The following is a 13,481-nucleotide window of genomic DNA, read 5'->3' as shown; positions in this document are numbered from 1 at the left end:
CGCAGCGGTTCAGCGTATTTCAGCCGATCCGCGGCTTGCGGATTATCGCGGCCAGCAGCGCCAGATTGGTATCGGGTAGGTCGTCCCCGAGCCACTCCTGCACCTTCACCAGGCCAGGTTCGATCTGCTCGAAATCCTCGATGAAGGACGCCACTACATCCGGCGTCCGGAACACCGCCTGCGCGGAGCTGCGCACCAGGTCGCTCTTGGACTGCTCGATGAATTCGTGCTGGGTGGTGGTGGAGGCGTGGGTGAAGGCCAGCACGCTGCCCGGCGCCATCACCTCGAAGAAGCGCTCGAAGATCTGCTTCGGGTCCTCGTCGTCCATCACGAAATGCAGCACGCCGACAATGAGAATCGCCACCGGCTGGTCGAAGTCGATCTGCTCTTCCTCGCGCAGCCGGCCGATCAGCTTCTCGGTCTCGCGCACGTCCGCGAGCATGGTGGTGACGCCCTTCTCGGCGGCCAGCAGCGCATTGCTGTGCACGTGCACGACCGGGTCGTAGTCGATGGAGACCACACGCGCGTCGGGCTCGATCTGCTGCGCCACCTCGTGCACATTGGGCGTGATGGGAATGCCCGCGCCGATGTCGAGGAACTGCCGAATCCCTTCCTGCGCAGCAAATTCCACGGCGCCGAGCAGGAACTTGCGGCTGAACCAGGCCTGGGTCTTGGTATCGGGCGCGACCGCCAGCATGCGCTGTGCGACCACCTGGTCCACCTCGTAGTTGTCCTTGCCGCCGAGCATGTAGTTGTACACGCGAGCCGCGTTCGGCTTCGTGGGGTCGACGCCGACCGGTACCCGATTCGCCTCCGACACCGCACCTCCCCTCGATATCTCTGCTGATCGTAACAATTCCGTGCTGTCGGCTACGGAAAACGCCGAGGCTGGCGCATGGGCGCCAGTCAGTTTCTCGCAACCGTGAGTTTGGCGAGACTGTATGCGAGATCCAGATTGTCGATCGTAGCGAGGTGGGCGGGCGGGGTGATCTGAAGTTCGAGATTTCGGAGACCGTCCAGTAGTGCCAGGTGCAGGGCCCAGGAGACGCCGGGCGGTTCGTCCAGTAGTGGGGTGAGCGCTCGAATCTCGTTGGCGGCCTGGAGATCTACCAGATCGTGGATGGCTTCGTAGCGGACGTCCTCGCGGGCGTCGGTGCGGGCGATGTCGACGAGTTGTTCCAGCACCCCGTTGCCGGATTTGTGCGCCAGGTAGGTGCGCAGGGCTTCCTGCGCGGAAACGCCTGTGGCGGTGGACAGGTATTGCCAGGCGAAGTCGGCGACGGCGGGGTCCGGGGGTACCGAGGCCAGGTGGTAGACGGTCGCTTTGCGAACCGAGTAGCTGAGATCGCGGGTCAGCTCCATGAGCGCGTCGGTATCGGACCATTCGGACAATGCGGCGCCGGCGATTTCGCGGATCAGCGGATCGGGATGGCTGGTCAGGCGAACGGTCAAGCGCGCCCGCTCGTCTGGAGTGAAGGCTTTCCAGTTGACGGTGCGCAGCGTGCTGTCGCGGCTGAGCCAATCGCCGTCGAGATCGTCGAGCAATGCCAGCAGAGTGGATTCCGGCAGGGCGTGCCGTTTCGGGAGCCTGCGGGGGCCGGGCGGTGCGGCAGTGGTTTCATCCGATTCGGGTGCGCGCAGGTCGATCAGATTGCCCGTGGGTCGCAGCCAATCACGCAGCAGCGGAAGCTTTTCCGCATCACTGACCGCTTCCTCGAAGCTCGAGCTCAGTTCGGCGAAGGAGTCGGTGGCGGCCGCGCGCACCTTTTCGTCGCCATGATCCCGCAGCTCGGCCATTGTCCGCAGCACCCGGCGAGTCGGGTAGTAGCGCAGGGTGTCGAGTGCGGCCGCGGCGACCTCACGGTCGGCGTCGTGTGCGGCCGCCAGGAGTCCGTCCTCCGCCGCCACCGGCTCCGACCACAGCAGGTTGCGGGCGGCAGTCCACCGGATCTTCGGGTCCTGATGCCGTAGCGCGCGAATCAGGATGGGCATGAAGCTGGCTTCGCCGAAGTCGAAAACCATGGCACCCAACGCGATCACCTGGAACGGATGGGCGTCGTCGGCCGCCACCGGTGTCACGATGTCGGCCTCGGTACGGGTCATCAGGCCGAGCGCGTGCCGCTGCACGATGGGATCGCCACCGGCCCACCAGGTTCGGCGGATCGCACCGGTCGTGGTGTCGTCGAATCCGGCCACCACTTCCGATGCGCGGCGGCGGATCTCGTCGGGCAATCCCGAGTCGGTGACCATGGCGGTCAACGGTTCGATGCTCCGATAGTCCTCGAGCTGAGCGAGCGAGTCGAAAGCTGCCGCGCGCTCTTCCGCCGCAGTCCCGGCCGCACCGGCCCGGGCCAACAGGTCGAAGGTGTGGCTCCGGTCGTGCTCGATGGCCATGCTGTTCAGAATGGCACGCCCGGCAGCCGGAGCCGATGGTGATTATTGCGGGCGCAGCACCACGATCCCCGGGACCGTGCCCAGGTAGTCCGTCAGCGGCTGATCGACGACCTGATTATTGGCCGCCAGCGAGGACGCGTTGCGGAAGACCGTCCCGCCGTTGGTCTTCACGATGATGCCGACATGCGTCACGTCCAGGCCCGGCTGATCGGTGTACGCGCCGACGTAGTCGCCGGTGCGCAGCCCGCTGAGCACCTGATCGGTCACGGCGGAGCTGGGGATGTAGGTGATGTTCCGGTCGACCACCGGCAGTCCCGGCAGATAGTTGCCGCCGTCGGCCTTGGCATTGAGATGCTTGCCGACCGTGACCGCCGCACCGGTCAGGCTGCCGGTGATATCGCTGGCCGCGGTGCGCGCGACCTGCGCCCAATCGGTGAAGAAGTGCTTGCGATGCGCGAAGTCGACCTGTCCGCCCGCGTACCGGGTGTCGATCAGGTTCGCCACGAACTGGTTCCGGTCGCTCGAACGGGTCAGCGCCTCCACGTAGTCGAGGTAGGTGAAGCAGTCCACCCGGCGCAGGTCGATGACGAGCTGTTCGGCCTGGGTGGCGGAGCCGACGAGCATGTTCGCCCCGTACGGCGTCCCCATGAACTGACCCGACAGCAGGTCGATGAGTTCGCCCTTGCTCGCATTGCCGGCGGCCGCGCGCAGGGCGATCAGCTCGTCGACCTTGCGGGCGGTGGCATCGTCCATATTCGCCTCGGCGTGCGCGCGGGCCGGCAGCAGCACGACGGCGCAGGCGATGACCAGTATGGACAGCAGTACGCGTGTGATGGAGCGCAAGGGTCCTCCCCGCGGAGTGGATCGGATGAACGTGCTCCACGGTAGCCGAGGTTTTGGGGGCAGTCGTTAGCGCTAACAACTATCTGGCGGGTCGGCGATGTTCAGGTAGTCCTCCCGGTGGCACGGGACGGGGGTCCCGCTGTTGATCGGATTCGCAGTGGAGGACAGCGGTATCCGATTTGGTTGACAGAACCCGAGGGGTCTTCGATGAAGTGCAAGTCAGCGGTATTCGCCGTGCTCGCAGCCGGTGTGATGGTGGCGGCGAGCGGGTGTGGGGACAACTCCACCACCGCCGCGGGCGGGACGAGCTCCGCGGGCGGCAAGGGGACTTCGGTGGTGTCGACCACCGCGGCGGGCGGTTCCCAGGGCGGGACCGGTGGCGGTTCCCAGGGTGGGACCGGTGGTGGATCCCGAGGTGGTTCCGGATCGGACGGAAATGGTTCCGGTGCAGGCGGTTCCGACGGTGGCTCCGGACAGGGCGGTTCCGGTTCCGACGGCTCGGGATCGGAGGGTTCGGGTTCCGCGCCGGTGACGCAAGGCGGGCAACCGAATTCGCCGGCCACCACCAAGACCGCCTCCCCGGTCTCCGCGCCCAACGGCAGCGGTCACGGGCTGTGCTTCGACGTCAATTCCGGTCTGGCCAATGAGGCCGTGTCTTCGCTGAAGGCGACCACTTCCGGTGGCTGGAAGGTCGAAGGCGGCAGCGGCGACGCCATTTCCGACGGCTGCGATGGCGTCATGTCCTACATGTACGTCAGCTCCGGCAATATCCACCCGTATTACCACGTCCTGTACTTCACCGGCGGCAAGTATCTCGGCACCGCGACGCTGAATCCCTTCGGCTACACCGAGGTGCTCGGCAAGACCCGCACCAGCGTCACCCTGCGCTATCGCTGGATCAAGTCCGACGATGCGCTCTGCTGCCCGTCGGGCGGTCCGTCCGATGTGGTCTTCACCCTCAACGGCACCAAAGTCACTGCGAACGGCCAGTTCCCGCCGAACTAGCCGCTGGTCCGCCCCGTCATTCCGGCATGCTTTCAGCCGGAATCCACACGGTCGCGCTGTGTGGATTCCGGCCAAAAGCGCGCCGGAATGACAGGGGGGCATGCGGTCAGAACGCGGCGAGCACGCACGCGCCGATGAAGACGACCTGTACGACGGTCCGCACCGGCAGCGGCATGGTCTTGATGCCGATGCCCTGACGCGCCGCCCGGACATTGGCCGGGAACATGATCAGCAGCAGCAATGCCAGGCAAACGGCCGCGATCGGCGCCGCCCACGGGATCAGCAGGCCGATCGCACCGGCGGCTTCGAGGATCCCGGTCAGCGTGACCATGGCGGCCGGGTTCGGGAACTGCGGCGGCACCATGGCGATGAGCCCGTCCCGCCGCGGCCGCTGGAAGTGAGCGAGCGTGGTGAGCGCGAACATGACCGCCAGCCCGATGCGGACGGCGTGCGGCCACGAGTCCAGCCAATCCACTCCCGCCCAGCCGGCGAAGCGGGCGATTCCGGTGACGGCGAGCAGGGCGATGAGCGGTGCCATTTGGGGACTCCTGAAGGTCGAGCAAGCATCTTGACAGTGGAAAGATTAAGCTCGGCCACCCGAACTTGTCAATGTCTAGATTCTGCGGGACCATCGACCCGTGACCAAGAACGCCTACCACCACGGCGACCTGCGAGCCTCCCTGCTGACCGCCGCCGCCGACCAGATCGCCACCGACGGCATCGACTCCGTCTCCCTGCGCGCCCTGGCCCAGCGAGTCGGCGTCTCCCACGCCGCCCCCGCCCACCACTTCGGCAACCGCCAGGGCCTGCTGACCGAACTGGCCATCCAGGGCTTCGACCTGCTCGCCGCCGAACTACACGCGGCCACCGGCGATTTCCGCGAAGTAGCCCTCGCCTACATCCGCTTCGCCCGCACCCACCCCGGCCACTTCGACGTCATGTACCGCCACGACCTGCTCCGCTCCGACGATGACCGCCTCATCGCCGCCCGCAAGCACTCCGGAGCCGAACTCCGCTCCGGCATAAACGAACTCGCCGTCTCGATCGAATCCCGCCCCGCCGCCTCCCTCGCCGCCTGGTCCCTGGTCCACGGCTTCGCCTCCCTCTGGCGCGAAGGAGCTTTCGTCGATTCGTCCTTCGCCGGTGACGATCCGGAAGACCTGGCCCGCGCCATGGTCGCCGCCGTCGACTTCGTCGGATAATCCGCGCGTCAGTCGACCGAGACGCTGCCGAGCAGAAGGGTGTAAATCGCTGCGTCCCAAGGGGATGCGTCGGTGCCGGGCAGGATCGCGTCCAGTAGCGGCGCGCGAACAAGACTGCCCGCCCCGTAATGGCCGGTCGTGCGAGCGCTGGCCAGCAGCGCTTGAACGGTCGCGGCGTAAATGTGCGACCGAGGGGCGATGACGGTCACCCCGCCGGATTCGAGAGCGACCAGTCGCCTCTCCACGGCCTCTATGACTTCGCGCAGAACGCGAATCTCCATGTCGCGCATGCTGTCCATGGGATCAGCAGACCACCGGCAGACCAGCGGATATGTGGTATCCGAATATTCAGACAGGTTCGCCGGAAACCCCATGACGAGATGCGGATTCGGGGACGATTGCTAGGCGGATTCCTACGGCTGTGCATTCGGACGAAGGGGAGCACTCATGGCCGCGATGGACGAAGGCACCTCGCCGACGTTGATGCGACGGCAGTTGGGCCGGTTCCTGCGCGAGGCTCGGGAGGGGCGCGGGCTATCGATCGTCACCGCCGCGCGGGAAGTTCAGTTGAGCTTCAACGCATTACAGCGGCTCGAGACCGGGAAGACGGTGAGTCCTCGGCGGCAGGATGTGCGGGAGCTCTGCACGCTGTACGAGATCGATTCCGACGAGACCATGAAGGCGGTCGGCCTGGCGTCGCGTGCGGCGGCGCGTGGTGAGGACGGTGTCACATCGCTGGGTGGCCTCTTCTCCGATGCGTTCAACATGTACGTGCGCATGGAGCGTGCCGCTCGGAAGGTCATCTCGTATCAGGAAATGGTCCCGGGGTTGTTGCAGACCGCCGCCTACGCGCGTGCGATGACCAAAGCGTTTCTCGTGGAGGGCAGTGAAGAGGACATCGAGCGGCGGGTCGAAGTACGAATGGATCGGCAGGTCATCGTCACTCGCAAGACACGTCCGCTCAGTTTGGAAGTGCTGCTGCACGAGTCGGCTCTGCATCGGATGGTCGGTAGTCCGAGCGTGATGGCGGCGCAGTTGCGGCACTTGGCCGAGATCAGCAAGTTGCCCAATGTGAGTCTGCGAGTACATCCGTTCTCGGCAGGGTTCGTATGGGGCCTGCCTGCTGTGCCTTTCGTACTGCTCGACTTCGGAATCGACAGCCGGGGTGAGTCGATCGAGCCGCCGATCGTCTACCTCGACGGCGCGATGAGCAGCGACTTGTACATCGAAAAGCGCGATGTCGTTCAGCGATACCATGACTTTGCCGATGCCGTACGGCGGACCACGCTGGACGAGGCCCTGACCCGAGACCTGTTGCGGCAGGTAGCAAGGAGATTCGACGGTGAACGTTGAACTATCCAGTGCACGCTGGATCAAGAGCAGCTACAGCGAGAGCAGCGGTCAGTGTGTAGAAGTCGCCTTTTTGTCGGGTGATGCTGTCGGAGTTCGTGATTCGAAGAATCCACACGGACCGGCGCTGGTCTTCAGCGCCGGTGAGTGGTCTACGTTCGTATCCTCCATCGGCTCATAGCGGGATCGCGGCGAGTTTGGCCGGGTCCACCACGATGTGAATCGCGATGATCCGGCCTTCGGTGATGCGGAATGCGATGACGGACAGGGGAGTTCCGTCGGGGCGCCAGGACATTTGGCCGGGGAGGCCGTTGACCACGACCGCGCGGTGGCGGGCGACTTCTCCGGAGAACATGCGTGCGCCGGAGGCGACGGCTGTCGCGCCGAGGGTGACGACTATGCCGCCGGGGGTGTCCACGGTCAGTCGCACGTCCGGGTCGAGTACGCGTAGTAGGGCTTCGAAATCTCCGGCCAGGGCGGCGGCCTGGAATGCCCGGACCGCGTCGCGGTGGTCGCGGGTGTCGTCCGGGTGCTGATCCGGTTCGCGGACCTTGCGGCGGGCGCGGCTGGCGAGCATCTTGGTGGCGTCGGCGGATTTGCCCAGGATGCGGGCGATTTCGGTGAACGGTACCGCGAACATGTCGTGGAGTACGAAGGCCAGACGTTCACTCGGGGTGAGGGAGTCGAGGACTACGAGCATGGCCAGTCCCAGTGCATCGGCCAGGGCCGCTTGTTCGTCCGGGGGTGGTTCATCGGCCGGAGTCACGACGAGTGGTGAGAACTCCTGCCCGTACGTCGTTTCGGGATGGGACTTGCGGGAGCGCAGCAGGTCCAGGCTGATCCGGCCGACCACCGTGGTCAGCCAGCCGGGCAGGTTGGCGATCGTTGACGGATCCTGGCGGATCAGGCGCAACCAGGCTTCCTGCACCACGTCCTCGGCATCGGCGTGCGAGCCCAGCACGCGGTAGGCGACGGCGCGCAACCGGTCGCGCTGGGCTTCGAAAACCTCGGTGACGAGGGCGGTTTCGTCGGTCACGGCTTCCGCTGCTCGCGCAGCGAGATCCGGTTGCCGTCCGGGTCGAGCGCTTCGATCCGGACACCGAACGGATAGTCCTCGGGTTCGGAGGCGGTGAAGGTGACGCCGCGTTCGCGCATCAGCTCGAAATCCTTTCGCAGGTCGTCCGATTCGAGAATGAGCGGCCCGGGCGAAGCGGTCGCCCCGGCGGCGGGCTGACCAGCCGCGGCGGCATGCGCCCACAGGATGATCTGAACCGGGCTGTCGGGCACGCCGACGGTGAGAAAGCGCCCATCGGGGCCCGGGTAGTCGATCCGCTTCTCCAGCCCGAGCCCCTCGGTGTAGAACCGCAGCGCCCGGTCCTGATCGGTGACATAGATCGTCGCGTACATGATGTTGTTCAGCATCTTGCTCTCCACTTCGTCGGTCGAGTGACAACCGTTCGGATTCGGTCGTCACAGCTATGACGAGGGCCGCCGGAGGAAGGTAACAAGGCTGCCGGATGAGGTCAGTAGGCGGCGTCGGAGCGGTCGGACGGGGAGCAGCGGTCGGCGAGCGCGCGCAGGCGAGCCAGTCCGGGGCGGCGGCGCTCGCTGTTTTCGGACGGTGCGCGATCGAGCCGGGCGCAATACCGTGGAGTATGCGTACTTTCGTGCACCTGTTGTTGTTCGCTTGCGCAATCGCCGTGGGGGTGGGGGCGTTCGGGCCGTTGGTGGGGACGGTGGATGCCCGGAATGTGGGGTTCGAGGATGTGCGGGACGGGTTCGGGGCGGGGGTGTCGCTGGCGCAGGTCGGGGGTGAGGAGCCTTCGTTTCCGACCACGTTGATCATGGTGGTGCTGGGGGTGGCGGTGGTGATCCTGCTGGCCGCGCTGATCGGGTCGCGGGGGCTGGGGTGGGTCGGGGTGGTGGCCGGGCTGGCGGCGCTGGGGGTGCTGGCTTGGCGGTTGGACGAGCGGTTCGATCAGGAGTTGCGGGATGGGTGGCGGGATCTGGTCTCGGGGGCGTGGGGGTTGTATCTGGTGGGTGGGGGACTGGTGATTTCTTTGCTTCTTTTGCTGATTCCACGGGAGCGGCGGGCCGTGGCGTAGTAATTTGTAACTCGGGGTTTCGTCTACTTATTGGACGCTTGTCAAGGCGTGGGGGCTTGGGTTGTGGCACAGTCGATGCCGCATGCGAATGTGCAGTCGCACATTGACCGTGCACCCGAATGCATTGCTACGGTATAAAACCGACGGGATTCATGTATCGAATTGACGAAAAGGCTTCGATGGCGCAGCTCTGTACGTCCTGAATTTGGGGTTGTTGATGACGGAGATACTCGATCGCGCCGAAATCGGGGATGGGGCCGAGATCGCTGCGGCACATCAGCTGTATGCGGCGCTGGTGGCGCAGTGGCAGCCGGCGATGCTGGAATCGGCCAGTGCGCTGGGCATATTCGATGTGCTGCGGAGTGGGGCGGCAAGCAGTACGGCAGTGGCGAAATCCATTGGGGCGGACGAACGTAGCGTGCGGGTACTGCTGGACGCGCTCGCAGCGTACGGCTGGGTTTCCGGGCGGGACGGGGTGGACGGGGAACCGCTCTACGAAGTCGACGAATCGGTGGCGGCCTGCCTGACCGCGGGGTCGATGTACAGTCTGATCGGCAAGATCGGCTACAACCGGTCGGTGTCGGGGGACGCCTGGCGGAAGCTGGATCGCGTTGTGCGGGAGGGTATTTCCGGGCACGACGGTGAGATCGAGAACAACGGCATCTCGGCCGTGGCCTACGAGGACCTGGTCACCGGCATCAACTTCTGGGCGCCGCCGATCGTGGACAAGATCACCGCGTGGCTGCGCGCCGCCGGGTGGGGTGCGGGCGAGGCCCGCGATGTCCTCGATATCGGTTGCGGCTCAGGGGTTTACGGGCAGCTGCTGCTCGGCGACTTCCCGGCCGCCACCGCCACCGGGGTGGATGCGCCGAACATCCTCCGGATCGCCGCCAAGCAGGCCGCCGCGCTCGGGGTGGGGGAGCGGTTCGAGGCCCGCGGCGCCGATTTCTGGACCTCCGAATGGGGTACCGGACGCGATCTGGTGATATTCGCGAACATTTTCCATCTGGTGAATCCGAGTGGCGCGGAGAAACTTCTGGAAAAGGCGCGTGAATCGGTCGCCGACGACGGCATCATCTGCATTGTCGACAATATTCAGGTGGGCGGCGCGGAGACCGATTCTCCGCAGGACAGATTCGCGGCCCTGTTCGCGGTTTCCATGATGGTGACCGGCGGCGGCGCCACCTATCGACTCGCAGAATACGACGAATGGCTGCGCGTCGCGGAATTGGAGCGGGTGGCGCTGCTGGATGCGCCCATGCACCGCGTCATCCTGGCCCGCCCGCGCCGGGAGGGCAGCTCGTGAACTACCGCCCGACCATCTACCGGCTGGGCGAGCCGGCCGATGCCGCCGCCGTCCAGGAGCTGGAGCGGTCCGGCGCCATCGCCGAACGCCGTGACGAAATCCAGTCCCAGCTGGAGAACCTGGCCAAGATCCGCAGCGCGGATCGCGGCCGCTTCGCCGACCGCGACGACGTGGTGGCCGACCTGCTCGGCGCCACACCGCGCGCCGAGTACGGCGTCTGGGTCCACTACCCGTGGTCGCGCCTGCTGGTGCACACCCTCGACGAAGCCGAGTTCGTGGAGGTCCGCACCGCCGCCAACCGCAACAAGCTGACCGCCCGCGAACAGGAACTGCTGCGCGGTAAGACCGTCGGCGTGATCGGCCTGTCCGTGGGCAGCGCGGTCGCGCTCACCATCGCGCTGGAAAGATCCTGCGGCACCATCAAACTCGCCGACTTCGACGAGCTGGAGCTGTCCAACCTCAATCGCCTGTCCGCCGCGGTGGCCGAGATCGGCGTGAACAAGGCGGTGCTGACCGCCCGCCGGATCGCCGAACTCGACCCGTACCTGGATGTGAAGGTGTACGAGGACGGCGTCGACGACCTCAATATCGAGATGTTCCTGGGCGGCGAACGCCCCCTCGACCTGGTCGTCGAGGAGTGCGATATGCCGTTCGTGAAGCTGCTGGTGCGCGAACGCGCCAGGGCGCGCGGCATTCCCGTGGTCATGGAGGCCAGCGACCGCGGCGTCCTGGATATCGAGCGCTTCGACCTGGAACCCGAGCGGCCGATCATGCACGGCCTGCTGGGCGAATTGAGCACCGAGATGCTCGAGGAGGCCGACCTCGACGTGCAGCTGGCCGCCATGGCCACCATGATCGGCGTGGACGGCATCTCCGATCGCATCGCCGCCTCGGTCATCGAAATGGATCGCACCCTCACCACCTGGCCGCAACTGGCCTCGGAGGTGAATCACGGTGGGGCCGTGGTCGCCACCGCGGTGCGCGGCATCCTGCTCGGGCAGCAGGTGCCGTCGGGCCGGCGCAGCGTGGAGCTGCCGCACGGCATCGGATTCACGCCGTTGCCCGCGCCGCGGCCGGTCATCGCCGAACCGGTGACCGCCGAACCCGCCGAGCTGCCGGAGGACATTCGGGAAATCCTCGAGGCCGCCATGCGCTCACCCTCGGGCGGCAACTCCCAGGAATGGCGATTCCTGCTGCGCGGCAGCGTGATCGAGGTGGCGCACGCGCCCGAGCGCACCGCCGCGCACCCGCTGATGGACAGCCGCGGCAATGCGCATCGCATCGTCATGGGCGTGGTCACCGAGAGCATCGTGGTCGCCGCGCGCGCCCGCGGCCTCGACGCCACCGTCGAGTACGACCCGCACGGTACGGACAGCGATGTCTACACCCGCATCACCCTGGCCGCCGGTACTGACCCGGAGCCCGCCGAGATCGCCCTCGCCGAAGCCCTGACCACCCGCTTCGCCCAGCGCACCCGTGCCACCGGCCGGGCGCTGGGCGAACGGGAGCGGGCGGCACTGGTAAGCGCCACAACGGGATTCAGCTCGAGGCTGCATCTGAGCTCGGATGCGACGGTGAAGCAGCGGTTCGGGGCCGGCGTGGCTGTCGGCAACCGGCTGCGGGTGCTGGTGGACCGCATGCACACCGAGGCATTCCACGAATTCTATTTCGGCGCCGACCATCCGGACCGGCTCGACGGCGTCCCGGTGGAGAACCTGCAACTGACCTTCCCCGAACGCACCGCGCTGCGGCTGCTGCGCCGGCCGAAGGTCGCCGAGTTCTTGCACGAGCGCGGTGAAGGTACAGCGCTGTTGCAGTTCAGCCAGGACTGGGCCGAAAACGCTTCCCTGGTAGGCGCTTTCACCTGCGCGAGCGAATCCCGCCGCGATGTGGTGGAGGCGGGCCGTGCCTTCCAGCGCCTGTGGCTGACCGCCACCGCCGCCGGGATCGGCATCCATCCCACCACCGCGCTGCTCTGCGAAGCCGAACTGCTGCTGACCGAGGACGCCGACGTATTCGACGCCGCCGAACAGCAGGAGATCGGCACGCACCTGGCGCAACTGCGGGAATCCCTGCTCGAAGGTTCGGAAGCGCTGGTCGGAGTGGCGTTCCGGGTGGTCGCGGGAGTCACCGAACCCGCCGCCGTCCCGAGCCCGCGCCGCCCGCTCGCCCAGCATCTGACCGTGCTGCCCGTGGAGGTGCACGCATGAGCGTGGAGACCTTCGGCGTGCAGGCCGGCGAAGAGACCGGCATCGAATTCCGGCTCGCCACACCGGCGGACGCCGAGGGCATCGCCCAGCTCTACCACGATGTCTACCTCGGCTCGTACCCCCTCGCCGAATGCACCGACCCGGCCCTGGTGCGCCGGATCGTCGCCAACGACGAGCACATCTGGGTGCTGGCGCTCGACGGCGACACCGTCATCGGGGCCTCGGTGGGGCGTCCCGAACCCGGGAAGGACACCTACGAACTCTGCCGCGCCGCGGTACGCCACGAGTACGCGGGCCGCGGGAACTTCGCGGTCATGTTCGATATGACGGTCGCGGCCGCCCTGGCCCGCCCGGACTGCGAGCTGGTGTACGGGTACGCGCGGTCGGAGCGGGCGCGACAGTTGTTCTCCCGCATCAGCTATCGCATCTGCTGGGTGGGCACCGACGGCGGCCAGCATCTCTTCCTCGGCGACCGCGAGGAGCATCTCATCGGAGTGTCGGTCAATCCGCTGCGCACCGCCAAGCGCGTGCCGCCGCCGCGGCCGATCGTGTTGGAGGACAGTGTGGTTTATCGCGAAATGGCCGAAGTGCGCGCCGAACTGGTGGACGGCACCTACCCGGATCGGATCGCGCCCGGCGGCCACGCCGACTACCTGCACGAATCCGACTACGGCACGGTCGCTTACAGCGTGTTCGCGCCCAGCCGGACCGCGTTCGTCACCGATGTGACGGCCGCCGGCGCGGTCGCGATACGGCGGGTGATGTGGGAGCTGCTGGACGGCACCGCCGAATCACCCTGCCCCATCGAGCATGTGACGCTGTACGTGCTCGCCGACAAGCTCGACCTGATCGCCGAGCTGTGCCGGCCCGAAGCGACCGACCCCAAGCGCCGCTTCGCGGTTCGCGGCTATCTGCCCGCCTGGTACAAGGAGGGCGACGCCCGCTACGACTGCGTGGTGCTGGCCGCCCGCATCGACGACCGGGCCACCGATCGCAACGGCCTGGAGTCCCTCGTGGAAGGCGTGTACAGCAGCTTTCCCGAGGAATTCCGCTGAGCCGGAATATC

The 13,481-nt window shown here is 66.6% G+C and carries 15 protein-coding genes; 8 read left to right on the top strand and 7 right to left on the bottom strand.

The features are described from left to right. Positions 1 to 19: 19 nt before the first annotated feature. The 3 genes from NI1_RS39450 to NI1_RS21500 all read right to left on the bottom strand — a co-directional run bounded on the left by NI1_RS39450 (position 20) and on the right by NI1_RS21500 (position 3,237). A complete protein-coding gene (locus NI1_RS39450; RefSeq protein WP_067823703.1) occupies positions 20 to 820 on the bottom strand; it encodes an SAM-dependent methyltransferase in 801 nt (266 codons plus the stop codon). 86 nt (positions 821 to 906) lie between these two features. Further along, entirely contained in the window at positions 907 to 2,394 is a 1,488-nt protein-coding gene (locus NI1_RS39445) for a HEAT repeat domain-containing protein (RefSeq protein WP_067823701.1), read from the bottom strand. A gap of 42 nt (positions 2,395 to 2,436) precedes the next feature. After that, entirely contained in the window at positions 2,437 to 3,237 is an 801-nt protein-coding gene (locus NI1_RS21500) for a DUF1460 domain-containing protein (protein WP_067823699.1), read from the bottom strand. Between the two features lie 207 nt (positions 3,238 to 3,444). On the opposite strand from NI1_RS21500, the gene NI1_RS21495 reads away from it, so the two are divergent. Beyond that, the gene (locus NI1_RS21495) at positions 3,445 to 4,242 is read left to right on the top strand and encodes an LppP/LprE family lipoprotein (protein WP_067823696.1); all 798 of its coding nucleotides are present in this window, start codon (positions 3,445 to 3,447) and stop codon (positions 4,240 to 4,242) included. A gap of 106 nt (positions 4,243 to 4,348) precedes the next feature. Here the strand turns inward: NI1_RS21495 and NI1_RS21490 are convergent, their stop codons facing one another. Continuing rightward, entirely contained in the window at positions 4,349 to 4,780 is a 432-nt protein-coding gene (locus NI1_RS21490; protein ID WP_067823693.1) for a DoxX family protein, read from the bottom strand. Positions 4,781 to 4,880: 100 nt separating this feature from the next. On the opposite strand from NI1_RS21490, the gene NI1_RS21485 reads away from it, so the two are divergent. After that, positions 4,881 to 5,444 carry a TetR/AcrR family transcriptional regulator gene (locus NI1_RS21485; protein WP_067823690.1) on the top strand — a complete coding sequence of 188 codons (564 nt, stop codon included), beginning with the start codon at positions 4,881 to 4,883 and terminating at the stop codon, positions 5,442 to 5,444. Positions 5,445 to 5,452: 8 nt separating this feature from the next. Here NI1_RS21485 and NI1_RS21480 read toward each other — a convergent pair whose 3' ends face one another. Then, positions 5,453 to 5,743: a hypothetical protein gene (locus tag NI1_RS21480; protein ID WP_067823686.1), complete on the bottom strand. Its 291-nt coding sequence runs from the start codon at positions 5,741 to 5,743 to the stop codon at positions 5,453 to 5,455. Between the two features lie 148 nt (positions 5,744 to 5,891). Between NI1_RS21480 and NI1_RS21475 the strand changes: the two genes are divergently transcribed. Both NI1_RS21475 and NI1_RS37330 read left to right on the top strand, forming a co-directional pair. Further along, positions 5,892 to 6,797 carry a helix-turn-helix domain-containing protein gene (locus tag NI1_RS21475; RefSeq protein ID WP_084523503.1) on the top strand — a complete coding sequence of 302 codons (906 nt, stop codon included), beginning with the start codon at positions 5,892 to 5,894 and terminating at the stop codon, positions 6,795 to 6,797. Further along, a complete protein-coding gene (locus tag NI1_RS37330; protein ID WP_084523502.1) occupies positions 6,787 to 6,975 on the top strand; it encodes a DUF397 domain-containing protein in 189 nt (62 codons plus the stop codon). The genes NI1_RS21475 and NI1_RS37330 overlap by 11 nt, the downstream gene beginning before the upstream one ends. Here NI1_RS37330 and NI1_RS21470 read toward each other — a convergent pair. Together NI1_RS21470 and NI1_RS21465 are read right to left on the bottom strand one after the other, a co-directional pair. Further along, positions 6,970 to 7,830 (bottom strand): sigma-70 family RNA polymerase sigma factor, encoded by an 861-nt coding sequence (locus tag NI1_RS21470; protein WP_067823684.1) that lies wholly within the window; start codon positions 7,828 to 7,830, stop codon positions 6,970 to 6,972. The genes NI1_RS37330 and NI1_RS21470 overlap by 6 nt on opposite strands. Then, a complete protein-coding gene (locus NI1_RS21465) occupies positions 7,827 to 8,216 on the bottom strand; it encodes a VOC family protein (protein WP_067823948.1) in 390 nt (129 codons plus the stop codon). The genes NI1_RS21470 and NI1_RS21465 overlap by 4 nt, the downstream gene beginning before the upstream one ends. Positions 8,217 to 8,449: 233 nt before the next feature. Here NI1_RS21465 and NI1_RS21460 point away from each other — a divergent pair, with 233 nt between their 5' ends. From NI1_RS21460 to NI1_RS21445, 4 genes are all read left to right on the top strand, one after another. Further along, positions 8,450 to 8,899: a hypothetical protein gene (locus tag NI1_RS21460; protein WP_067823681.1), complete on the top strand. Its 450-nt coding sequence runs from the start codon at positions 8,450 to 8,452 to the stop codon at positions 8,897 to 8,899. A 217-nt stretch (positions 8,900 to 9,116) separates the two neighbouring features. Beyond that, positions 9,117 to 10,205: a class I SAM-dependent methyltransferase gene (locus tag NI1_RS21455; protein WP_157535245.1), complete on the top strand. Its 1,089-nt coding sequence runs from the start codon at positions 9,117 to 9,119 to the stop codon at positions 10,203 to 10,205. Further along, the gene (locus NI1_RS21450) at positions 10,202 to 12,415 is read left to right on the top strand and encodes an Rv1355c family protein (protein ID WP_067823675.1); all 2,214 of its coding nucleotides are present in this window, start codon (positions 10,202 to 10,204) and stop codon (positions 12,413 to 12,415) included. Before NI1_RS21455 ends, NI1_RS21450 begins: the two co-directional genes overlap by 4 nt. Continuing rightward, positions 12,412 to 13,470: a GNAT family N-acetyltransferase gene (locus tag NI1_RS21445; protein WP_157535244.1), complete on the top strand. Its 1,059-nt coding sequence runs from the start codon at positions 12,412 to 12,414 to the stop codon at positions 13,468 to 13,470. The genes NI1_RS21450 and NI1_RS21445 overlap by 4 nt, the downstream gene beginning before the upstream one ends. Positions 13,471 to 13,481: the final 11 nt, after the last annotated feature.

It is taken from the genome of Nocardia inohanensis NBRC 100128 (genome assembly GCF_001612945.1).
Taxonomy (GTDB): domain Bacteria; phylum Actinomycetota; class Actinomycetes; order Mycobacteriales; family Mycobacteriaceae; genus Nocardia; species Nocardia inohanensis.
The sequence above is the reverse complement of the archived record's forward strand: the minus strand, read 5'-3'. Positions and strand labels throughout refer to the sequence as shown.